The sequence below is a fragment of the Streptomyces sp. NL15-2K genome, assembly GCF_030551255.1.
In the GTDB taxonomy this organism is placed as follows: Bacteria; Actinomycetota; Actinomycetes; order Streptomycetales; family Streptomycetaceae; genus Streptomyces.
The window spans coordinates 3,745,993-3,767,868 of the sequence record NZ_CP130630.1 but is presented as its reverse complement, the minus strand read 5'-3'; the positions used below and the strand labels follow the sequence as shown (position 1 = coordinate 3,767,868).

Below are 21,876 nucleotides of genomic sequence, written 5' to 3'. Positions count from 1 at the left end.
TAAAGGCGTGGGAGGTGCCCCCTCTCGCCGCACCGGGCGCAGACCCAAGTACATCCAGTACGAGGGCCTGCGCCCGGCACGCCGAGAGCACGCACCGGACGCCGCTCCTTGACGGGCAAACGTTGCCTGCCGCGGCACTAGCCGGAAGTCCTGGCAGGGGGCGGCACGGCGGCACCCCACGTGATCCACCCATCGCGTGGGGCGCCCTCGGCGGTCCGTGAGACCCTTGGTGGCAAGTGACCGCCGACCGAAAGCCTTGTAGTGACCGTTACCGACCGCTCTCTCGAGCTCATCAGCACCGCCGCCCAGGCGGCCGCCGACAAGCTCGCCCACGATGTCATCGCCTACGACGTCAGTGACGTCCTGTCGATCACCGATGCCTTCCTGCTGGCCTCCGCGCCCAATGACCGCCAGGTCAAGTCGATCGTCGACGAGATCGAGGAGCGCCTGATGAAGGAGCTCGGCGCCAAGCCGGTGCGCCGCGAGGGCGACCGCGAGGCCCGCTGGGTCCTGCTCGACTACGTCGACATCGTCGTCCACGTCCAGCACAGCGAGGAGCGTGTCTTCTACGCCCTGGAGCGGCTGTGGAAGGACTGTCCCGAGATCGAGCTGCCCGCCGACGCCAAGGCGACCCGCGGCAAGGCCCAGGAGCACGCCAAGCTGCGGGCCGAGGAGGAAGCCGCCGAGTTCGGGGAGCCGCGGTGAGCGCCCCCGCGGGAGCCGACGCCGGCCGCAAGCCGGGCCGCGGCCGCCGCCTCATCCTCTGGCGGCACGGCCAGACCTCGTGGAACGTGGAGCGCCGCTTCCAGGGCACCACGGACGTCGCCCTCACCGAGACCGGCGTCACCCAGGCCCGCCGCGCCGCCCGGCTGCTCGCCTCGCTGGAGCCCGACGCGATCGTGGCCTCCGACCTCCAGCGGGCCGCCCACACGGCCGCCGAGCTCGCCGCGCTCACCGGCCTGGACGTCACCCACGACGAGGGCCTGCGGGAGACGTACGCGGGCGTCTGGCAGGGCCTGACCCACGAGGAGATCATCGCCCGCCACGGCGACGAGTACGCCGCGTGGAAGCGCGGAGAGCCGGTCCGCCGCGGCGGAGGCGAGCTGGAGACCGAGGTCGCCGAGCGCGCCGCCCCCGTCGTGCTCCGGCACGCCGAGAAGCTGCCCGACGACGGCACGCTCGTCGTGGTCAGCCACGGCGGCACGATCCGTACGACCATCGGACGCCTCCTCGGCCTTCAGGCCCAGCACTGGGAGAGCCTCGGCGGCCTCTCCAACTGCTGCTGGTCCGTCCTCGGTGAGAGCGTCAGGGGCTGGCGCCTCCTGGAGCACAACGCCGGCACGCTCCCGGAGCCGGTGCTCGGTGACGACGACTGACCTGGATTTCACTTTCCGGCAGGTCGCAGGCTAAAGTTCTTCTTGTTCGCCCCGCCGAGCGGGGCGAAACACCATGCGGCTCCGCCGCGTGGCGCAAGGGGCTATAGCTCAGTTGGTAGAGCGCCTGCATGGCATGCAGGAGGTCAGGAGTTCAATTCTCCTTAGCTCCACGGTATGAAAGATCCCGTCCCCTGAGGGACGGGATCTTTTTTGCTGCTTCCCGGCTTGAGTCACTTGGGCCTGCGGGGCGTATATCTCTCCAGAGGCGCCGTGGCGTGCACGTTCGCGCTGTCCGGGGCGGTCGCGGCGGGTGCCGTGTCCGGACTGGTACTAAGGCGTCGCTGACCGTATTGGTCCGGCCGTGGCAGAATCAAACGGCCGGAAGGGGGCGCGGCCCGACGGGAGGGAGTAGTGATGCCTGCGAGCATCCTCGTGGAGGTCGGCCACCTCCGCGAAGCAGCGGCGACACGGGACACGGTCGTCCGCCTCAGCTGCCCTTCCTGCGGTTCCGTCCATGTCGCCCAAGTCCTCGGGGACAACGGCGGAATCTCCTACGTGTGCACGGCCTGCGGCCACATCTGGAGCTGATCGATGGGTGCACACAGGCGAAAGTGCGACTGGTGCGGCAGCGGGACGCCGATCGTCCGTGACATGGAGCCGGTCAACCCCGACTACCAGTACTGGTGCGAGGAGTGCGCGCGGGCGCTGATCATAAAGGGCGACCCGATCGAGACGTACCGCGAACTCGAGGGCGAGCCGATCTACGGCCGGCTCCTCGAGGAACACTGCACGCTCAAACGCTTCTACTCTTTCGTCACGGCGTGAGGCGGTGTAGCCGGGGCGCGCGCTGGTCAGCCCGCCGCGTAAGCCGACATCGGCTGCCGTAACCGGACAGAAGGGAAACGATTTGGTGCTCCACCCGGTGGGCCGGTAAAGTTGGCGTCGCCGCAGGGGAAACCCGGCGGAACATTGCGAGGGGCTATAGCTCAGTTGGTAGAGCGCCTGCATGGCATGCAGGAGGTCAGGAGTTCAATTCTCCTTAGCTCCACAGAAGTTGAAGGCGGGTCATCCTTTCGGATGACCCGCCTTCGTCGTGGTGTCAGCGGCCCAGGGCGCGGCGTCCGCGGCCCTGGGAGAGGACCGGCAGGTTGTTGCGGGTGTTGCCTTGCGACCGGGTGTCCTCCTCGATGCGCAGGGCGAGTGCCGGGCAGCGGCGCACCGCGCGTAGAGCCTTGGCCTCCGCGTAGCGCGGCACCTGTGCCTGGGCGACGGTCGGGAAGCCGTCGGCGCCCAGTTCGAAGACCTCCGGGAGGATGTCCGCGCACAGGCCGTGGCCCCGGCACAGCGTCCAGTCGACGTAGATCTTCTGGCGGCTGGGGCCGTTCTCCTCGGACTCGCCGCCGCCGGGGATGCCCGTGGGCATCTGGCCGCCCTCGAAGAGCGGCAGAACGCCCTCCACGGGCCGTCCGCAGCCGTTTCCGAGGACGTGCGCGGCCAGGTCGTCCGTGAACGCCTTGATGGTCGACTCCAGGAACATCGCGGAGCCGTCCGGGTGCGAGCACGCGCCGCGCCGCTTCACGTTCTTGGCGACCTGCTTGAGCGCCTCCAGGGCGGCCGGGCCGCCGCCGTTGAGGATGTCCTCCATGCCGCGCGCGGCGGCCGGCAGGCCGAGGTAGCAGGGACCGCACTGTCCCGCGCTCTCCTCGGCCAGCCACTGCGCCACGCGCAGCGACTCGCCCAGCGGGCAGGTCTCCTGACTGATCGGCAGGATCGCGCCCGCGCCCAGCGAACCGCCCACCGCGTCCAGGGAGTTGCGCGAGACGATCGCCTCGTTGACCGTCGCCGCGTCGATCCACTTGCCGTGGTAGCCGCCGGTCAGCACGCCCTGCGGGACCGGCGGGGCGCCGGCCAGCTGCAGGACGTAGCGCAGCGGTACGCCCGTGGGGACCTCGATCACCATCGGGCGGGCGACCGCGCCGGAGACCGTGAGCATGACGGTGCCGGGCTCGTCGTACAGGCCGGTGTTGCCGTAGCGCTCGGGGCCGATGCGGGCGGCGATGGCAAGCTGAGCGAAGGTCTCGGCGTTCGACAGCAGGGTGGGCGCGCCGCCGACGCCGTTCTGCGAGGCGCTGACCTTGCGGCCGGGCGGGATCGCCGGGCCGCCGTCGATGGAGCGGATCAGCGACGCGGCGGCGCCGGTGACCATGCGGACCGGATTGCGCTGCACGCGCGCGCGAAGAGCCGATCGGCGGCCGTTGCTGAGCCCTCGTTCGGCGAGCGCGGCCTCCATGGAGCGCTGGGTGGATTCACGTGTCACCCCCACCACGAGCGTGCGGGCACCCAGGGCCTCGGCGCACAGCAGCGCGCCGTCCAGGATGAGATGCGGGGCACGGTTGATCAGCACCGTGTCCTTGCGGCAGGCCGGCTCGTCCTCGCTGCCGTTGACGACCACGACCGGCCGTACGCCGCGTTTGATCGCCGATTCGGCGACCGAGCGCAGCTTCTTGTGGAAGGGGAAGCCCGCGCCGCCGCGGCCCTTCAGGTTGATGCGCTCGGAAAGCTGCGCGAGCTGCTCTCCGCCCATCGGTTCGAGCGGCCCGTGCACCTTCAGATGCATGGGCAGGTCGAGTCTTTCCACAAGGTCGAAGCCCGACGTGAGCTGGGGAAGGCCGACCACGCGGACTTCTGGTACGTCGGGCAGGGCCTCGTTCACTTAAAGCCTCCGGAAGGCGTGTTCCAAGGTTCGCCCGAACCCGGTGCGTCGAAGTCGTAGGAGGCACCGGGGAGTGATTCAGTGGCGGGACCGCTGTTGTTGTACGTGTCGTTCGGGTAGTACGTGTCGTAGACGGCGTTCATCTCACTGGTGTCGTACACGTCACTCGAGCCGTAGCCCGAGGCGCCCGAATTGCCATAGGCCGGGATGTTGTATCCGGTGTCGTTGAGCGGGTCGTACGCCGACGGCGGCGCTTCGCCGACCGGCGGCGGGGACGGGATCGGCCAGCTGCCCGACGTGCTGCCGCCGCTGTCGACACGCGAAATGGACTCCGTGGGCTGCATGTCCAGCGGTAGGTCCATGCCGGCGGTCTGGTCGGCCGCGAAAGGCTGAGCGAAAGGCTGGTCGAACGGTTGCTCGAAAGGCTGCTGCTGGCGCGCGCGTGAGGGCGTCGAGACGGCCCGGTAGGCGGCCGCGAAGCCGTTCGCGGGCTCCGGGGCGGGCGCCTCGTACGGGGGCGTCATACGCGTTCGGGACGGCGTCCCCCGCTGGTTCTCGTAGCCCGGCAGGGCGCCCGTGGACTCCGCCGCCACCCTGGCCCGGCTCGCGTCCAGCTCCTCGCGGCCCGGCCGCTCCTCGGTGCCCAGGAAGGCGGCGATCCGGTCGGCGACCTGGCGCTTGACCGGGCGCGGCGCGGCACGCAGGGCCAGGGCCGCGGTGACGCCGAGCACGGACAGGCCGTAAAGGATCACGAAGACCGGCTTCGCCGCGCGGCCCGCGTACAGGCCGTGCAGCAGCGCGGCGCACCAGGCCGGGTAGGCCAGCATGTGCATGGCCCGCCAGCGGGCCGCCACCGGGGCGGGGGAGGCGAACCTGCTGCGCAGCGCGCCGGTGACGCCCACGAAGATCATGAGCAGCCCGGCCAGGGAACCGAGACCGATCAGGCCCTCGAGTCCGGTGACGCCGAGCGAGAAGGGGATCAGCGCGCCGATCAGTGACACGTGGTCGAGCGCGATCTTGGTGGTGATGTGCAGCAGCAGGAACGCGATGGAGGCGACGGCTGTCGTCCGGTGCACCGCTTGCCCGATGATCCGCTGGCGGATGTTCAGGAAGATCCGGTCCTGGGCGACCAGGCCCCAGATCACCGAGCAGCTGAGCGAGACGAGGGACAGCACGCCGGCGCCGAAGTTCAGGAACTCACGGAAAGTGTCACCTCCGACCAGCACGATCACGGGTATGAGGAGCAGGAAGACAGCCGACGCCACCCCATAGGCCGACCGGCCCGGCTGGGGGAGCGAGCTGTTACTACGACGAGGGTTCATGGGGGCAACTCCGAGCAGTTTCGGGAAAGCGGTCCCGCTGCCGCACTCTAAGTGGCTCCATACCGATGGGTACGAGGTTTGAGTTATTGCGTTGTTATCAAAGGACAATGGGGCCGTTGTGATGTCCCTTAGTGGCTGTTACGCGAAGTAACATTTGACCTTGGTTCAGCTTTTGTCGGATGCGGTCGGTGCGCTCGGTCGGGTCGGTCAGGGCGGCACCCGGTGCCCATAAGGCATACGTAAGCGCGTCGCGTCCTGCTCAACGGCTGCGGTACCCTAACGCCATGCGTGCCGTACGCCTTCTGCTTAGCGGGCCGCGCTGATCAGTCCCGACCATCGGTGAGACCGTGGTCGGAATCGGCGCGGCGTCCCCTCCTGTGCGAGGGGATTTTTCGTTTCCCGCAACGTCACAGCCGCCGGCAGAGACGATCGATGGAGCTTTGAGGATCATGAGCGAGACGAACCCCGCTGCCGCCGCCGAGGTGGCCGCGCCGCACCGCTACACGGCCGCCATGGCAGCCGACATCGAGGCACGCTGGCAGGACTTCTGGGACGCCGAGGGCACCTACGCGGCGCCGAACCCGAACGGCGACCTGGCCGGGGACGCAGAGCTGGCCGCCAGGCCCAAGAAGTTCGTCATGGACATGTTCCCGTACCCCTCGGGTGCGGGCCTGCACGTCGGTCACCCCCTGGGCTACATCGCCACCGATGTCTTCGCCCGGTTCCAGCGCATGACCGGCCACAACGTCCTGCACACGCTGGGCTTCGACGCCTTCGGCCTGCCCGCCGAGCAGTACGCCGTGCAGACCGGCACGCACCCGCGCGTGTCCACCGAGGCCAACATCGAGAACATGAAGGTCCAGCTGCGCCGGCTGGGCCTGGGCCACGACAAGCGCCGGTCGTTCGCCACCATCGACCCGGACTACTACAAGTGGACCCAGTGGATCTTCCTGCAGATCTTCAACTCCTGGTACGACGACGAGGCGAAGAAGGCCCGCCCGGTCTCCGAGCTGATCGACCGGTTCGAGTCCGGTGAGCGCGCGGTGCCCGGCGGGCGCACCTGGAGCGCGCTGAGCGCCGCCGAGCGCGCCGACGTCCTGGGCGAGTACCGCCTGGCCTACGCCTCCGACGCGCCGGTCAACTGGTGCCCCGGCCTGGGCACCGTGCTGGCCAACGAGGAGGTCACCGCCGACGGCCGCTCCGAGCGCGGCAACTTCCCGGTCTTCAAGGCCAAGCTGCGCCAGTGGAACATGCGGATTACCTCTTATGCCGACCGGCTCCTTGACGACCTGGAGGCGCTGGACTGGCCCGAGGCCATCAAGCTGCAGCAGCGCAACTGGATCGGCCGCTCCGAGGGCGCCCGCGTCGACTTCCCCGTAGACGGCGAGCACATCACGGTCTTCACCACGCGCCAGGACACCCTGTTCGGCGCGACCTACATGGTGCTGGCGCCCGAGCACCCGCTGGTCGAGAAGTTCACCCCGGCCGCCTGGCCCGAGGGCACGCACGAAGTGTGGACCGGCGGCCACGCGAGCCCGTCCGAGGCCGTCGCCGCGTACCGCGCGCAGGCCGCTTCCAAGTCCGACGTCGAGCGGCAGGCCGAGGCCAAGGACAAGACCGGCGTCTTCACGGGCGCGTACGCGACCAACCCGGTCAACGGCGAGAAGGTCCCGGTCTTCATCGCCGACTACGTCCTGATGGGCTACGGCACCGGCGCGATCATGGCCGTTCCGGCCCACGACACGCGCGACTTCGCCTTCGCGCGCGCCTTCGAGCTGCCGATCCGCTGCGTCGTCCAGCCCACCGACGACCGGGGCACGGACCCCTCGACGTGGGACGACGCCTTCGTGTCGTACGACGCGAAGATCGTGAACTCCTCCGGTGCCGATGTCTCCCTGGACGGCCTGGGCGTCGCCGACGCCAAGGCGCGCATCACCGAGTGGCTGGAGCGCAAGGGCATCGGCGAGGGCACCGTCAACTTCCGCCTGCGCGACTGGCTGTTCAGCCGCCAGCGCTACTGGGGCGAGCCCTTCCCGATCGTCTACGACGAGGACGGCACCGCCCACGCCCTGCCCGAGTCGATGCTGCCGCTGGAGCTGCCGGAGGTCGAGGACTACTCGCCCCGCACCTTCGACCCGGACGACGCCGACACCCAGCCCGAGACCCCGCTGTCGCGCAACGAGGAGTGGGTCAACGTCACGCTGGACCTGGGTGACGGCCGCGGCCCGCGCCAGTACCGCCGCGAGACCAACACCATGCCCAACTGGGCCGGTTCCTGCTGGTACGAGCTGCGCTACCTGGACCCGCACAACAGCGACAAGCTGGTCGACCCGGAGGTCGAGCGGTACTGGATGGGCCCGCGCGAGGGGCAGCCGCACGGTGGCGTCGACCTGTACGTCGGCGGCGCCGAACACGCCGTACTGCACCTGCTGTACGCGCGCTTCTGGTCCAAGGTGCTGTACGACCTGGGGCACGTCTCCTCGGCCGAGCCGTTCCACAAGCTGTTCAACCAGGGCATGATCCAGGCCTACGTCTACCGCGACAGCCGGGGCATCGCGGTGCCGGCCGCCGAGGTGGAGGAGCGCGACGGCGCCTACTACTACCAGGGCGAGAAGGTCTCCCGACTGCTGGGCAAGATGGGCAAGTCCCTGAAGAACGCGGTCACTCCGGACGAGATCTGCGACGAGTACGGGGCGGACACGCTGCGCCTGTACGAGATGGCGATGGGCCCGCTGGACGTGTCGCGACCGTGGGACACGCGCGCGGTGGTGGGCCAGTTCCGGCTGCTGCAGCGGCTGTGGCGCAACGTCGTGGACGAGGCGACCGGCGCGCTGACGGTGGTCGACACCGAGCCCGACGAGCACACGCTGCGCGCCCTGCACAAGGCGATCGACGGTGTGCGCCAGGACCTGGAGGGCCTGCGGTTCAACACCGCCATCGCCAAGGTCACCGAGCTGAACAACCACCTGACCAAGGCGGGCGGCCCGTTGTCGCGGTCCGTCGCGGAGTCGCTGGTGCTGCTGGTCGCGCCGCTGGCCCCGCACATCGCCGAGGAGCTGTGGCGCAAGCTGGGGCACACCGACTCGGTGGTGCACCAGGACTTTCCCGTGGCCGACCCGGCGTACGTCGTGGACGAGACCGTCACCTGCGTGGTCCAGGTCAAGGGCAAGGTCAAGGCCCGCCTGGAGGTCTCCCCGTCCATCTCCGAGGACGAGCTGGAGAAGGTCGCCCTGGCCGACGAGAAGGTCGTGGCGGCGCTGGACGGCGCGGGCATCCGCAAGGTGATCGTGCGGGCGCCGAAGCTGGTGAACATCGTTCCGGCGTGATCGCTTGTGTGCCCGGGCGTGAGTCTCGGGGTGGTCCCCTACGGGCAGGTTCGGGGTTCTTCTGGAACTCCGGACCTGCCCGTTGCGTTTACCGTTGAAGAGCGACGCGGTGCGTGCCGCGACCGTCGGAGGAGGAGCTGGTGGAAGCAGTGATCGCAGTATTCGCCCTGCTTTTCGTGCTCTTCGTGGTGCTCGGTGCCTATGCCACGGTGAAAGCGGTCGGCGCCGCCAAGCGCGGTGTGGACCGCACCATCACCCAGGCCCGCCGCACTGTCGAGGACCACACGTTGCGCGCAAAGTCCTTCGCCCAGCTGGGCCCGGCGGGCGAGATCGCCCAGCTGCGGCTGAAGCTGCGCACGTCGATGCGCGCCACCCAGGACGCGCTGCACGCGGGCGTGGGCGAGGACGAGTCCCTCAAGGAGTCCCTCGGCCTCTTCGAGCGCCTCAGCGCGCACGGACACGAACTGGACGCCGAACTCAGGCGCCTGGAGTCCGAGCCCGACCGGGCCACGCTCGCCGAGCGGTTGCCCTCGTTGCGCGAGCGCACCGAGCGCATCACTCAGTCGGCGGACTCGCTGCGCTGGGCGGCCCGCGACCGGGCCCGCCGTTTCGCCGACGACGACCTGGACTCGCTGAGCGCGCAGATCGACGTGGAGGCCGGTGCGCTGCGGCACTGGACGACGGCAGAGCCGATGTCGGAGCCGATGTCGGAGCCGACGTCCGCCACACCGCCGCCGTGGCCTCAGGCCCCAGCGGCCGAGGGCGCGACTTCACAGCAGGCCTGGCCAGAGACATCTCGGGCCGACACGGCCGAGGAGCCGGCGCGGCCCGCGATCACCCCGCCGAGCCGGCGGCCCGCCTATCCCTGGCAGAAGAAGACCCGTCCCGAGAGCACGACTTGATCCGGACACGGCCGCTCAGATGAGAGGGGCCGGGCTGCCGTAGGGCCGCTACGCCAGGTAACCTCCAGCTCATGTCCCGCCATGTCGCGATCGTCACCGATTCAACGGCCTACCTGCCGCTACGGACGATGGAGCGCCACGGCATCACATCGGTGCCGCTGACCGTGGTCCTTGGCGACCGGGCGCTGGACGAGGGCACCGAGATCTCCACCCGTTCCCTGGCCCAGGCGTTGCAGAAGCGACGCCCCGTCACCACCTCGCGCCCCAGCCCCCAGGTGTTCGCGGAGACCTACCGCAAGGTCGCCGAGTCCGGCGCCTCCGGCATCGTCTCCCTGCACCTGTCCGCCGAACTGTCCGGAACGCACGACGCGGCGGTGGTGGCGGCGCGCGAGGCACCGGTGCCGGTGCGGGTGGTGGACACCGGGATGGTCGCGATGGCCCTCGGGTTCTGCGCGGTCGCGGCGGCCGAGGCGGCGGAGACGGGCGGCACGGTGGACGAGGCCGTCACGGCCGCGGACAAGCGTGCTGCGGGCACGTCCGCCTACTTCTACGTCGACACCCTCGACTATCTGCGCCGCGGGGGCCGGATCGGCGCCGCGCAGGCGCTGTTCGGCTCCGCGCTCGCGGTGAAGCCGTTGCTCCAGCTCGAAGGCGGTCGTATCGAACCGCTGGAGAAGGTGCGTACGGCGTCCAAGGCCATCGCCCGGCTCGAGGAGATCGCGGTCGACCGGGCCGGCGGCGCGCAGGTCGACATCGCCGTCCACCACCTCGCCGCGCCCGACCGGGCTTCGGCCCTGGCGGAGCGGCTACGGACGCGGGTGCCGGGGCTGGCCGAGCTGCATGTGAGCGAGGTCGGGGCGGTGATCGGGGCGCACACGGGGCCCGGGTTGCTGGGAGTTGTGGTCTCGGCGCGGTGACATCGGGGGCGCAGTGAGATCGGGGATGCGGTGAGATCGGGGATGCGGTGAGATCGGGGGCGCGGTGGGCGAAGGGGCTTCGGCTCGACCACCCGTGTGGGTGACGGAGTTGTCCACAACCGGGCGGTAATCCACGGGAATTGACCAAGATCATCGCGGAAGGGCCGATGTGCCGGATCCTCGGCGCATGGCACTTCGATCACGCTCACGCACAGCGAACGCAACCAGTGGCCCGGGGCGCGCCCCTGCCTCCGACGGCCGCGCCCGTCATCGCCGCCCGCCCTCCCGCGGCCGGACACGACACCGGCACGCTTCGGCGGCCGAACTCCGCCGCCGGGCGGAGGAACTCTTCGCCGAACGTGCGGGGCAGTGGCGGGAGTCGGGGGTGGGGCCGCCGGCGGCCGACTCGGCCGTGAGATGGGAGGGGCCGCCGACCGACGTGGTTGCGGGCTCGGAGGACCGGCGCGCCGAGCCGGCCGTCGGGATGGAGGGTCCGCAGGTTGATGTGGCCGTGGGCCGGGGGGCTGCGCATGCTGACATCTCCGTGGGTCGGGAGGCTCCGCATGCTGACATCGCCGTGGACCCGGTCGGTCGGGAGGTCCGGCCGGCCGGCATGGCTGTGGGGGTGACCGCTTCGCCCGGCCACGTGGCTGAGGGGACGGCGGATCCGCCTGACCCCAGGTCCCGGCGGTGGGCGGATCCACCTGACCACCTGGCTGGAGCAGCTTTCGCAGGCTCGCAGGACCAGGACGTCGGCCCGGCCGCCGGGGCCGGCCCCGCAGCAGGCGGTCGTCGGGCGCGGGTCGGACTTGCCCTGCGGGAGCGGATGCCCGTGTGGCTGCAGGCGAGGTGTGGTCTGGAGCGGCGGAGCGTGCTCGCACTCACCGTGCTGCTCGTCGTCGCCGCGGGCTTCGCCGTGCAGCACTTCTGGACCGGGCGGACCGAATCCGTGCGAGCGCCCGAGGTGGTGCGCGCGGCCGCCCCCTACGCGGAGGGGCAGCACAGCGAGCACACGGAGCCGGCTTCCTCGGCCGGTGCGCCGAACACCGTGGGCGGGGCAGGGGCCGAGATCGTCGTGGACATCGGTGGCAAGGTCCGCGATCCCGGCATCCACCGGCTTCCGGCCGGTTCGCGTGTCGCGGACGCGTTGCGCGCGGCCGGCGGAGTGCGACCCGGTGCGAACACCGACGGCCTGAACCGGGCGCGCTTCCTCGTGGACGGGGAACAGGTGATCGTCGGTACTCCGGCCGCTGCTCCAGGGGGCGGCTCGGGTGGCACGGTCGTCGGCGGTCCCGCCGGTTCGGCGGCGGGGGCGGCACCGGCGGGCCCCGTCTCCCTCAACACGGCCACCGTGGACCAGCTCGACACGCTGCCGGGCGTCGGCCCCGTGCTGGCCCAGCACATCATCGACTACCGCACACAGCACGGCGGTTTCCGTTCGGTGGACGAGCTGCGCGAGGTCAACGGCATCGGCGAACGCCGCTTCGCGGACCTGCGGAATCTCGTACGGCCATGAGGCACAGCCCCGACGTGCCGCCCGAGCACGACGCCCCCGGCCCGCGCCCGCGCCCCGCCGTCCACGCCGCTTCCGGGAAACGGCTCGGGGCCTCCCACCCCCGACAGGAAGGACCGACGGATCTACGACTCGTACCACCCGCGCTCGCGGCCTGGGCGACGGCCGCGGTGACGCTGGACGCCCCGTCGGAGTGGGTCACCGGCATCGCGGCCCTGTGCCTTGCCACGGCCTGTGTGCTCCTCATGGCCTCGCGTGTCCGATCCGCGCCGGCCGTCTCGGCGCGTGCCCGACCCACGCGGGCCACCTGGGCGCGGGCGTCGGTCGCGGCCGTGCTGCTCTGTGTCGCGGCCGCCGCCGTGTCCGCCGGGCTCCACGGGGCCGATCTGCGGCGCGGGCCGGTACCGGCACTGGCACGGCAGTACGCCACCGTGACGGCCGAGGTCGAGGTGACCTCCGATCCCCGGCTCACCCGGCCCCGGATCAGCGGGAATCACGTGGCCCCGGCCTCCGTGCTGATCAACGCCGACGTACGCCGCGTCGAGTCGGCGGACGGGACGGCGGTGGCGACACGGGCGCCGGTGCTGCTGATCGTCGACGCGGGTTCGAGGGCTGGGCGACCGGTCGACGGGGCTTCGGGTGGCGGGGCCTTGGGCAGCGGTGGGCCGGGTGGCGGGGTGTCTGACGGCGGTGCGTCGGGGGGCGGGGTGTCAGGTGGCGGTGCGTCGGGTGGCGGTGCGTCGGGTGGCGGTGCGTCGGGTGGCGGTGCGTCAGGCGGCGGTGCGTCGGGCGGCGGGGTGTCAGGTGGCGGTGCGTCGGGTGGCGGTGCGTCGGGTGGCTCACGGCCCGTCACCGAAGGGCCGGGCCGTTCGCCGTGGCTGGGGCTGCTGCCGTCCACGCGGCTGCGCGTCACCGCGCGGTCGGCGCCCGCGATGACGGGCGGCGACCGGTTCGCGGCCGTGCTGCGCGTACGGGGCCGGGCGGCGCCGGAGGTCGTGGCGGAGCCGTCGGCACCGCAGCGGCTGGCGGGCCGACTGCGCGCCGGGCTGAGGGAGGCCACGGACGGGCTGTCGGAGGACGCCCGGGCGCTGCTGCCCGGCCTGGTCGTGGGGGACACCGCACGGATCACCCCGGAACTGGACGAGGCTTTCAAGGAGACCGACCTCGCGCACACCCTCGCCGTGTCCGGGAGCAACCTCACGATCATCCTGGCTCTGCTCATCGGACCGCCAGGCCTGGCCCAGCTCGCCGAGCGCCGCGGACTCGCGCCCCGCCTCGGTATCTCGCTGAGGACGACCGCGCTGTTGGGCGGCGGACTCACGCTCGCCTTCGTCGTCGTGTGCAGACCGGACCCGAGTGTGCTGCGGGCCGCGGCCTGCGGAGCCGTCGCGCTGCTCGCACTCGCGACCGGACGCCGCAGATCGCTGATCCCGGCGCTGGCGACGGCCGTACTGCTGCTGGTGCTCTACGATCCGTGGCTGGCCAGGAGCTACGGCTTCCTGCTGTCCGTGCTGGCCACCGGCGCCCTGCTCACCCTCGCGCCGCGCTGGAGCATCGCGCTGCGCCGGCGCCGGGTGCCGCCGCGCCTGGCCGAGGCGCTGGCCGCCGCCGCTGCCGCGCAGGCCCTGTGCGCGCCGGTCGTCGCGGTGCTGTCGGCGCGGGTGAGCCTGGTGGCGGTGCCGTGCAACCTCCTCGCGGAGTTCGCGGTCGCTCCGGCCACGGTGCTGGGCTTCGCGGCGCTGGCGACGGCGCCGGTGGCGATGCCGGTGGCCGAAGCGCTGGCCTGGTGCGCGGCTTGGCCCGCGGAGTGGATCGCCGGGATCGCCCGTACCGGGGCGGCGTTGCCCGGCGCGGGAGTGGACTGGCCGGACACCTGGGCCGGGGCGGGACTGCTCTGCCTGGTCACGGTGGTCGTCCTGCTCGTCGGCCGACGGCTGCTGAGACACCCCTGGCTGTGTGGTGCCTGCGGGCTGCTGGTGCTGCTGGCGGTGGTGCAGCCGCCACCGCTGACCAGGGTGATCACGGGCTGGCCGCCGCCGGGCTGGCGGATGGCGATGTGCGACGTGGGCCAGGGCGACGCGACGGTGCTCGCGGCGGGCGAGGGCACGGGCGTGGTCGTGGACGCGGGGCCCGACCCGGCGCTCGTCGACCACTGCCTGCGCACGCTCGGCATCACCAGGATCCCGCTGGTCGTGCTGACCCACTTCCACGCCGACCATGTGGCGGGGCTGCCCGGAGTGCTGCGGGGGCGCTCGGTGGCCGCCATCGAGACGACGGGCCACGAAGAGCCCGCGGACCAGGCCGGGTTCGTACGGAGGCAGGCGGCGGCCCGGCGGATTCCGGTGACGCGTGCCGTCGCCGGGGCGCAGCGGCGTACCGGAGCGCTGTCCTGGGAGGTGCTGTGGCCGCCGCCCGCACCGGCACCGGAGCCCGAGGGGCCGAACGACGCCAGTGTGGCGCTGCTGGTGCGGTCGGCCGGGCTGCGGTTCCTGCTGCTCGGGGACCTCGAACCCCCGGCGCAGCAGGCGCTGCTGAGATCACCGGCCGGGGCGCGGCTGGGCGGGATGGACGTACTCAAGGTCGCCCACCACGGCTCGGCCTACCAGGACCCGGAGCTCATACGCCGGGTGGCCCCGCGGCTGGCGCTCATCTCATGCGGTGCGGACAACCCGTACGGTCACCCGGCTCCCAGTACGGTCGCGGCACTGCGTGCCGGGGGTGCGGCGGTGCTGCGGACCGACCGGGACGGGGCGCTCGCGGTCGCCGGTACGGGTGGGGGTCTGGGTGACGGTCCGGGCGGCGGAGAGCTTCGGGTGGGGCGAGACTGAGGCTTGTGGCCTCTCCGAGACCGGCACCCTGGCCACCTCAGCGCCGAGGGCTGCCCTCGACTTCTCCCAGCACGGGTGGCCCCTGGTACACCTCCCCCCGCCTGAGCTTGTGGCCCTAGGCTTCCAGGCGTGATTGAGACCATCGTGTTCGACGTCGGCGAGACGATCACCCGAGACGACCGCTACTGGGCTTCCTGGGCCGACTGGTTGGGCATTCCCCGACACACACTCTCAGCGCTCGTCGGAGCCGTCGTCGCTCAAGGTCGCGACAATGCCGAAGCCCTCCGTCTCGCCCGCCCGGGAATCGACATCGCCGCCGAGTACCAGGCCCGCGAAGCCGCCGGTCGGGGTGAGCACCTGGACGAGGATGACCTCTATGACGACGTCCGCCCGGCCCTGTCCGAGCTCAGGAAGGCTGGCATCCGAGTCATCATCGCGGGCAACCAGACCCACCGCGCGGCTGAGCTGCTGCGCGACATGGACCTGCCCGCCGATCTCATCGTCACCTCGGGGGAGTGGGGCGTGGCGAAGCCGCAGCCGGAGTTCTTCCGGCGCGTGCTGGAGGTGGCACAGGCCGCTCCGAGCGCGACCCTGTACGTCGGCGACCACCCGGCCAACGACGTCTTCCCCGCGAAGGCGGCCGGGCTGCGGGTGGCGCACCTTCGCCGTGGACCTTGGGGGTGCCTGTGGGCAGACGACCCGGACGTTGGAGCGGCAGCGGACTGGCGGATCGACAGCCTCACTCAGCTGACCGAGATCGTGACGGCGTGACTGGAACGATGCGGCCCCAACAGCCGAAACCGCGGCCGTTCGTGCACACGCGGCGTCTCGGCGCGAGTACCGTTCGAAGTGGACGCACCGAACCGGAGCCAGTATGCCCACACGGACCAAGGGTGGAGTAGGCGCGCGGATCGCCTACTACCGAAGCGTCATGCGACCGAAGATGACGCAACAGCAGCTCGCGGATGCAGCCTGCGTGGCGCTCGGCACCATCCGCAAGATCGAACGTGGTGAGCGCGGCGTCACTCAAGCCACACTCGAAGCCATCGCGGATGCCCTCGGCATCGACCCAACGCGTCTGCTGACCGACCGTGGAGCCGCCCACACTCACGTGCACGAGGCGTTGCCAGTGCTCTCCGCCGCGCTTGCCACGTACGACCTCCCCGACGACGGCCCCATCCGTCCCACCCATGAACTGCGCGCGGCCGTCGCCGAGGCCGCCCGCTGGCGACTGGCCGCCCAGTACACCCGCATTGCCCGCAAGCTGCCTGACCTGCTCACCGAACTCGCCCGCGCCTACCACGCGGCTCCCGGCGCCGAGCGGCCGGAGCTAGCTGGCCTTCTAGTGAAGGGCTACCGCTCCGCAGACGCTGTCGCCTACAAGTTCGGTGCCCACGACCTGTCCGCGCGCCTCATCGAACTCATGCGGTGGGCCGTCCCCGAGGCTGGCGATCCGCTGCTGTCCGCGTCCGTGGCCTATGTGCGCACGGAGACATTCTTCGCCGCCCGCGCCCATGCGGCCGGACTGCGCCTCCTGGAACAGGCCATGGATGCCGCCCCCGCCCCCGCCGCTCCGCTGGAGATTGCGGTGAAGGGCGCCCTACACATGCGGGCCGCCGTCATCGCGGGCCGGGCACGTGATGCTTCAGCGGCCGTCACACACCTCAATGAGGCGAGCGACCTAGCCGACCGGGTAGCCGAGGACGTGTACTGCGGAACCGCGTTCGGCCCAGACTCCGTGAGGACCCACCAGGTGTCCGTTGCGGTCAGCCTCGGAGACGCGCACGTCGGCCGCGCCCTCGACATTGCTGGCGAGTGGAAGCCGCCGAAGGACCTTCCCGCCGAACGGCGTTCCGGGTTCTACATCGAGCTCGCCCGTGCTCAGCTATGGTCGGGACTCGCGGATGACGCGTTCGAGTCGCTGAAGGTCGCGCGACACATCGCCCCGCAGCACACCCGCGAACATCCGTGGGTGCGGGAGGACGCCGCCACGCTGCGCCGGCTGAAGCGAGCAGACTCGGAGACCCTCACCAACTTCGCCGAGTGGTGCTCCGCCACCTGAGCGAGCTACCCCAACTACCCCTTGACGGGGTACTTGTTGGCCCTTGCTACCCCCACCATCTGTTGCACGCGTAGGAACCAGCAGATGGGAACCGGGGATGCCCAACGCACTCCCGCTCGCGCCCATGGTCATCGAGGGGTCCGTGAGCATCGTCCGACTGCACGGTGAGGCCTGCTTCGACTGTGGGGCCGTCAACAAAACCCTGCGCGCGGCTGGGCACGTCGTGGTCCGTGACAGCACCCGCGTGTGGCAGATCGTCACGTGCGGATGCTGCAACAAGGCGGCCGCGGCGTGAACGCCAGAGGCACAAGCAAGAGACCCCGGCGGCCGCTCGCGACGGCCCCGGGGCGCGGCCAACCTGAGAGAGCAGGTCGACAATGAGAAACGCTACAGTCCCCGCAGGCCCTCCCACATCCCCACCCAGCCCGGCGCCCGGCGGACCGATTCAGGAGTGGCTGGCCTCCGCCCACCCGTCACCAGATGCGGTGCGGCGGGAGTGGGGTAGTGCCGCGAAGCTCGCGATGATCCCCCTCGGACATACCTTCGATGCAGTCCGCCTCCCCGAGCGGATCGTGCACGCTGGTGCCGGGACCGACGACCCGGACATCGTGCGGGCGTACCTGGCCCAGTACCTCAACGGCCCCGTAATCCACGACCTCGGGTTCGCCCGCTACTACGCCCTCGTACCGCCCGGCAGCGCGAAGCAGTGGCGGGCGAAGGTCGTCGAGTGCCTGGGTGAGGGAACCTATCTGGGCGTGCCGCGCACCGACCGCACCGAACAGACGCGCGCCTCGTACTGGGTGGTGCCGCCCGCCCGGCCGGGCGGCCTGTGCAGGGCCGGCGACGCGCTGGCGGTCGTCATCGCGGGCAACTATCTGGCCGACGACGAGGACGACGGGTCCATGACGGGGCCCGCGACGAACGCCCTGCCGCTGGACATCACGACCATGCACGCCGACGCGGAGCGGCTGCTGGCGCGTGGTCCCGAGCCGCTGTCTGATGAGGAGCTGGAGACGGTGAGGCTTCGGCTGCGGGGGTACATCCAGTTGCTCATCCCCGAGGTCGAGCAGTCGGTCTCTCCGCTGCCCTGGGGAGACAGTCGGCGCGAGCACGCACTGACGTGCGCCGGAGAGGCCCGGATGCGGCTCTGGCTGGGGCCGGGGAACACCCTGCCCGTCCGCTACTCGGTGCTACACCGGCTCGCCCGCTCCGTCCTCGCCCTGTGCGACTGCCTGCCCGGGGAGGATGAGTCGTGATCGCGCCCGTGGCGGAAGCCCCGCCCCGGTCGGCTGAATGCACGCTCGCCCAGCGGCCCGACTACAAGGGCCTGCACCGCGACTGCCGCCAGACGAAGGACATCCCGCTGCCCCACGCGTCCGGCATCCTGCTCCAGCGCCGCTGCGGCTGCACCTGCCACCCATGGGCCAGGCGCGCATCGTGAGGGCGATCACTGGCCTCCTGCTGTATGTGGCCGGCCGTGACGGTGCCCGTCCTCGCGCTGGTGCTGGCGCGGACCCCGTCCTAGCTGTTCTGTCCACGGAGGTTGGTGACAGCGATCACTGACGTGTGGTCTTGAAATGGGTGAGGGCCTTCTGGCTCGGTGTGGATTGCGACATCTACGCCGGACGACAGAAAGGCCCTCGTGCCCCACCGTAATGCACCCCTGACCGAGACCGGACGCCTGCGCCTGGCCCGCTGCGTGGTCGAGGACGGCTGGACCCTGCGCCGGGCCGCTGAGCGATTCCAAGTCTCGCCAACCACCGCACAGCGATGGGCCGACCGCTACCGCCGGCTCGGCGAGCCTGGCATGGCCGACCACTCCAGCCGCCCCCGCACCAGCCCGCGACGGACCCCGACCCGTACCGAGCGCAGGATCATCAAAGTCCGCGTACTGCGCAGGTGGGGGCCAGCACGGATCGCAGGCCTGCTCCGCCTGGTGCCGTCCACCGTGCACCGGGTGCTGACCCGCTACGGCCTGGCCCGCCTGACCCACCTCGACCGGGCCACTGGGCGCGTCATCCGTCGCTACGAACGTGCCAAGCCCGGCGAACTGGTCCACGTCGACATCAAGAAGCTCGGCAACATCCCCGACGGCGGCGGCCACAAGACCCTCGGACGCCAGGCGGGCCGCAAGACCCGGTCCGGCGCCGGCTACAGCTACCTCCACAACGCCGTCGACGACCACTCCCGCCTGGCCTACAGCGAGATCCACGCAGACGAGAAGAAGGAGACCGCTGTCGGCTTCTGGAGTCGCGCCCAGGCGTACTTCGCCACCTGCGGGATCACCGTCGAACGCGTCCTGACCGACAACGGCTCCTGCTACAAATCCCACCTGTGGCGAGACGCCCTGGCAGCAGCCGGGATCACGCACAAGCGAACCCGCGCCTACCGGCCGCAGACGAACGGCAAGGTCGAACGCTTCAACCGCACCCTGCTCGACGAATGGGCCTACGCCCGCCCCTACCGATCAGAGCAGGAACGACGCGACGCCTTCCCCAGCTGGCTGCACACCTACAATCACCACCGCGGACACACCGCGCTCAAGGGCCAACCACCCGCCAGCCGCGTCCCTAACCTCTCAGGGCAATACACCTAGCGCACCCCCATGGCGACCGCAGGGTCAGGGTCGCACCAAGATCGCCCGTCCCGTCGGGAGACCGCAAACCTCCGGCGGGACGGGCCTCCAAGACTCCCGCCCCAGGTCCCCACCCTGGACAGGTCGAGCCTGGGGCGGGTCGCAAGTCCGATGACCGGCTTTGACCGAAGTCGGCTGACGCGCTGAAGGGAGGTGCCATGCACAGCAACCTCGGAGTCGTCAGGACCTGGCCGCCCGTGCCGAAGCCCGACGACGACCCTCCCACCCCGGACGAGAACAACTAGGAGTGTCCATGGCCGCGAACGGATACCGCCCCCTGACCCCGAGGCAACTGGCCGAGGAGGAACGGCTGATCGACCAGGTACGGGGCCGAAGGTACTGCCGGGTGCACCGTGACCAGCAGATGATCCCGCTTCTGGCTGGTGTGGATGTCTGCCCCGTCTGTGCCCCTGCGGGTGCGAGCCGAACGCAGCGGCCGTCACACACGGGATGACGCCCCGACCACTCTCACTCTCGCAAAGGTCAAGTGGTCGAGGCGCCCAGCTCCCGACTCCAGGAAAGGAGGGGAACACTTATGAGGGTAGACGCGACGCCGCCTGCACCGGGCCCTGATCCGCCCGGCAGCCCGCCGCCGCGACGGCCGCGAAGCCGCCAGCACCAGTCCGGCTGACCGGCCCTGAACCAGCCCCGCTCGTCTGCTTCCCCCGTGGCGGATGGGCGGGGCCTTCCCTGTCAGTCCACGAGCACTCGATGCGCTGGAGGTGGCTACGGCTCGGCCCGGTGGCCTCGCAGAAGGATTCCTGGGTGTGGTGGGCGGCGACGCTGGGTGGCCCCGCGGCTGGCGTTGATCTCTTGTGGTGCGGACAATCCGTACGGTCACCCGGCTCCCAGTACGGTCGCGGCACTGCGTGCCGGGGGTGCGGCGGTGCTGCGGACCGACCGGGACGGGGCGCTCGCAGTCGCCGGTACGGGTGGGCGTCCGGGTGGCGGTCCGGGTGGGGTTCCGGGCGGCGGAGGGCTTCGGGTGGGGCGAGACTGAGGCCATGGATTCCGCACAGGCCGATGCCTACCTCCGCCGCCTGGGAGCCGAGCACCCGGCGTGGCCCACCCTCGACGTCCTGCGTGATCTGCATCTGCGGCACTTGCAGGCCGTGCCCTTCGAGAACCTGTCGGTCCACCTCGGCCAGGAGATCGTGCTGGAGGAGAAGCGGCTGCTGGACAAGCTGGTGGGCGCGCGGCGCGGCGGGTTCTGCTACGAACTGAACGGCGCCTTCGGAGCGTTGCTCGCCGCGCTGGGGTTCGACGTCACGCTGCTCGCGGCGCGGGTGTACGGGCCGGAGGGGCGGCTCGGGATTCCGTACGACCATCTCGTGCTGCGGGTGCGGACGGTGGACGGCGGTGAGTGGCTGGCCGATGTCGGATTCGGTGCGCACAGCCACTATCCGTTGGCGTTCGAGGCGCGGGGTGAGCAGGAGGATCCCGGCGGCACGTTCAGGATCGTCGAGGCCGGGCCGGACGCGGCGGGGGTGCGGGGCGGGCACGGTGGGGTTCAGGCGGCGGACCTGGACGTCCTCGTGGACGGCAGGGCTCAGTACCGGCTGGAGGTGCGGCCCCGGGCGCTCGGTGACTTCGTGGCCGGGGCCTGGTGGCACAGCACCTCGCCGGAGTCGCACTTCACGCGGTCGCTGGTGTGCTCACGGGTCACGGGGGACGGGGGGAGGATCACGCTCAGCGGTCGGAACTTCAAGGTGACGGCGGGCGACGGGACGCGGGAGGAGCGTGAGCTGACGACGGACGAGGAGGTGCTGGGGGTGTATCGGGAGCGGTTCGGGATCGAACTCGATGCTGTGCCGGCGGTGCGTGGGGGTGGGCCTCACGTGTGACTCGGGCTGTGGTCGGGGTGGTGTGGGGGTGTCGGAAAATGGCCGCGTGAGTGATGTGAGACATGTGCTGGTGCTGCCCGACCGTGATGCCGCGGAGGAGGTGGCGGAGGCGCTCGGGGAGCGGTTCGGGATCGATGAGGAGCCGTGGCTGGTGCGGGATGCGTTGGCAGGGGAGGACGATGCGGAGGATGCGCAGTGGCTTGTTGTGCTGCGGGATGAGGGGGAGCGGTTGGATCCGGGGGAGCTGGATGAGTTTGTGGGGGAGTGGGAGGGTTGGCGGGAGGAGCCGTAGCCCTGCGGGGCGGGCCGGGCCGGGGCGGGGACGTTGGGTGATCAGCGTGCGGCTTGCTTTCGGCTTGCCCAGCGGTGGTGCTGGGCGGGGGTGGGTCGCGCTGCCCGGCGCTGACGGGGTGCCGCTGCGCCCACCCGTGCCGCCCC

The 21,876-nt window shown here is 71.1% G+C and carries 19 protein-coding genes and 2 tRNA genes; 19 read left to right on the top strand and 2 right to left on the bottom strand.

Annotated features, from left to right (window positions below; genetic code table 11):
- The first annotated feature begins 261 nt into the window (after positions 1–261).
- The 6 genes from rsfS to Q4V64_RS16585 all read left to right on the top strand — a co-directional run bounded on the left by rsfS (position 262) and on the right by Q4V64_RS16585 (position 2,424).
- Positions 262–705, top strand: coding sequence for a ribosome silencing factor (gene rsfS, locus Q4V64_RS16610; RefSeq protein WP_124442341.1), 444 nt, complete (start codon positions 262–264; stop codon positions 703–705).
- Positions 702–1,376 carry a histidine phosphatase family protein gene (locus Q4V64_RS16605; protein WP_124442342.1) on the top strand — a complete coding sequence of 225 codons (675 nt, stop codon included), beginning with the start codon at positions 702–704 and terminating at the stop codon, positions 1,374–1,376. The genes rsfS and Q4V64_RS16605 overlap by 4 nt, the downstream gene beginning before the upstream one ends.
- A 97-nt stretch (positions 1,377–1,473) precedes the next feature.
- A tRNA-Ala gene (locus Q4V64_RS16600) sits at positions 1,474–1,546 on the top strand.
- 244 nt (positions 1,547–1,790) lie between these two features.
- Positions 1,791–1,964, top strand: coding sequence for a hypothetical protein (locus tag Q4V64_RS16595; protein WP_124442343.1), 174 nt, complete (start codon positions 1,791–1,793; stop codon positions 1,962–1,964).
- Between the two features lie 3 nt (positions 1,965–1,967).
- On the top strand, positions 1,968–2,201 hold the full coding sequence (locus Q4V64_RS16590; RefSeq protein ID WP_003976229.1) for a hypothetical protein: 234 nt from the start codon (positions 1,968–1,970) through the stop codon (positions 2,199–2,201).
- Positions 2,202–2,351: 150 nt separating this feature from the next.
- A tRNA-Ala gene (locus Q4V64_RS16585) sits at positions 2,352–2,424 on the top strand.
- 51 nt (positions 2,425–2,475) lie between these two features.
- Here the strand turns inward: Q4V64_RS16585 and Q4V64_RS16580 are convergent.
- Positions 2,476–4,089 (bottom strand): NADH-quinone oxidoreductase subunit NuoF family protein, encoded by a 1,614-nt coding sequence (locus Q4V64_RS16580; protein ID WP_172629374.1) that lies wholly within the window; start codon positions 4,087–4,089, stop codon positions 2,476–2,478.
- Positions 4,086–5,411: a cytochrome b/b6 domain-containing protein gene (locus Q4V64_RS16575; protein WP_172629375.1), complete on the bottom strand. Its 1,326-nt coding sequence runs from the start codon at positions 5,409–5,411 to the stop codon at positions 4,086–4,088. Before Q4V64_RS16575 ends, Q4V64_RS16580 begins: the two co-directional genes overlap by 4 nt.
- Before the next feature lie 449 nt (positions 5,412–5,860).
- Here Q4V64_RS16575 and leuS point away from each other — a divergent pair, with 449 nt between their 5' ends.
- The 13 genes from leuS (at position 5,861) to Q4V64_RS16510 (ending at position 21,730) form a co-directional block, all read left to right on the top strand.
- Positions 5,861–8,737: a leucine--tRNA ligase gene (leuS, locus tag Q4V64_RS16570; protein ID WP_124442344.1), complete on the top strand. Its 2,877-nt coding sequence runs from the start codon at positions 5,861–5,863 to the stop codon at positions 8,735–8,737.
- Positions 8,738–8,877: 140 nt separating this feature from the next.
- Positions 8,878–9,639 (top strand): hypothetical protein, encoded by a 762-nt coding sequence (locus Q4V64_RS16565; protein WP_172629376.1) that lies wholly within the window; start codon positions 8,878–8,880, stop codon positions 9,637–9,639.
- A gap of 71 nt (positions 9,640–9,710) precedes the next feature.
- Positions 9,711–10,556: a DegV family protein gene (locus Q4V64_RS16560; RefSeq protein WP_124442345.1), complete on the top strand. Its 846-nt coding sequence runs from the start codon at positions 9,711–9,713 to the stop codon at positions 10,554–10,556.
- A gap of 613 nt (positions 10,557–11,169) precedes the next feature.
- A complete protein-coding gene (locus Q4V64_RS16555) occupies positions 11,170–12,072 on the top strand; it encodes a ComEA family DNA-binding protein (RefSeq protein WP_253267181.1) in 903 nt (300 codons plus the stop codon).
- Positions 12,069–14,897 (top strand): ComEC/Rec2 family competence protein, encoded by a 2,829-nt coding sequence (locus tag Q4V64_RS16550; RefSeq protein ID WP_124442346.1) that lies wholly within the window; start codon positions 12,069–12,071, stop codon positions 14,895–14,897. The genes Q4V64_RS16555 and Q4V64_RS16550 overlap by 4 nt, the downstream gene beginning before the upstream one ends.
- Positions 14,898–15,026: 129 nt before the next feature.
- Positions 15,027–15,668, top strand: a complete 642-nt coding sequence (locus Q4V64_RS16545; protein ID WP_124442347.1) for an HAD family hydrolase — start codon at positions 15,027–15,029, stop codon at positions 15,666–15,668.
- A 160-nt stretch (positions 15,669–15,828) separates the two neighbouring features.
- Positions 15,829–16,959 (top strand): helix-turn-helix transcriptional regulator, encoded by a 1,131-nt coding sequence (locus Q4V64_RS16540; protein WP_253267178.1) that lies wholly within the window; start codon positions 15,829–15,831, stop codon positions 16,957–16,959.
- Between the two features lie 97 nt (positions 16,960–17,056).
- Positions 17,057–17,254 (top strand): hypothetical protein, encoded by a 198-nt coding sequence (locus tag Q4V64_RS16535; protein ID WP_124442349.1) that lies wholly within the window; start codon positions 17,057–17,059, stop codon positions 17,252–17,254.
- Positions 17,255–17,480: 226 nt separating this feature from the next.
- Positions 17,481–18,215 (top strand): DUF6415 family natural product biosynthesis protein, encoded by a 735-nt coding sequence (locus Q4V64_RS16530; RefSeq protein ID WP_253267179.1) that lies wholly within the window; start codon positions 17,481–17,483, stop codon positions 18,213–18,215.
- Positions 18,212–18,400, top strand: a complete 189-nt coding sequence (locus tag Q4V64_RS16525) for a hypothetical protein (protein ID WP_253267180.1) — start codon at positions 18,212–18,214, stop codon at positions 18,398–18,400. Before Q4V64_RS16530 ends, Q4V64_RS16525 begins: the two co-directional genes overlap by 4 nt.
- A gap of 201 nt (positions 18,401–18,601) precedes the next feature.
- On the top strand, positions 18,602–19,555 hold the full coding sequence (locus Q4V64_RS16520) for an IS481 family transposase (protein ID WP_303708863.1): 954 nt from the start codon (positions 18,602–18,604) through the stop codon (positions 19,553–19,555).
- 1,043 nt (positions 19,556–20,598) lie between these two features.
- Positions 20,599–21,438, top strand: coding sequence for an arylamine N-acetyltransferase (locus Q4V64_RS16515; protein ID WP_124442362.1), 840 nt, complete (start codon positions 20,599–20,601; stop codon positions 21,436–21,438).
- 46 nt (positions 21,439–21,484) lie between these two features.
- Positions 21,485–21,730 carry a hypothetical protein gene (locus tag Q4V64_RS16510; RefSeq protein WP_124442363.1) on the top strand — a complete coding sequence of 82 codons (246 nt, stop codon included), beginning with the start codon at positions 21,485–21,487 and terminating at the stop codon, positions 21,728–21,730.
- The last annotated feature ends 146 nt before the right edge of the window (positions 21,731–21,876 follow it).

Coding starts and splice junctions, on each gene's coding strand:
- Q4V64_RS16550 (WP_124442346.1), top strand. CDS start 12,069: ATGAGGCACAGCCCCGACGTGCCGCCCGAGCACGACGCCCCCGGCCCG.
- Q4V64_RS16530 (WP_253267179.1), top strand. CDS start 17,481: ATGATCCCCCTCGGACATACCTTCGATGCAGTCCGCCTCCCCGAGCGG.
- Q4V64_RS16515 (WP_124442362.1), top strand. CDS start 20,599: ATGGATTCCGCACAGGCCGATGCCTACCTCCGCCGCCTGGGAGCCGAG.
- Q4V64_RS16595 (WP_124442343.1), top strand. CDS start 1,791: ATGCCTGCGAGCATCCTCGTGGAGGTCGGCCACCTCCGCGAAGCAGCG.
- Q4V64_RS16535 (WP_124442349.1), top strand. CDS start 17,057: ATGCCCAACGCACTCCCGCTCGCGCCCATGGTCATCGAGGGGTCCGTG.
- Q4V64_RS16540 (WP_253267178.1), top strand. CDS start 15,829: ATGCGACCGAAGATGACGCAACAGCAGCTCGCGGATGCAGCCTGCGTG.
- Q4V64_RS16590 (WP_003976229.1), top strand. CDS start 1,968: ATGGGTGCACACAGGCGAAAGTGCGACTGGTGCGGCAGCGGGACGCCG.
- Q4V64_RS16555 (WP_253267181.1), top strand. CDS start 11,170: ATGGCTGTGGGGGTGACCGCTTCGCCCGGCCACGTGGCTGAGGGGACG.
- Q4V64_RS16575 (WP_172629375.1), bottom strand. CDS start 5,411: ATGAACCCTCGTCGTAGTAACAGCTCGCTCCCCCAGCCGGGCCGGTCG.
- Q4V64_RS16560 (WP_124442345.1), top strand. CDS start 9,711: ATGTCCCGCCATGTCGCGATCGTCACCGATTCAACGGCCTACCTGCCG.
- leuS (WP_124442344.1), top strand. CDS start 5,861: ATGAGCGAGACGAACCCCGCTGCCGCCGCCGAGGTGGCCGCGCCGCAC.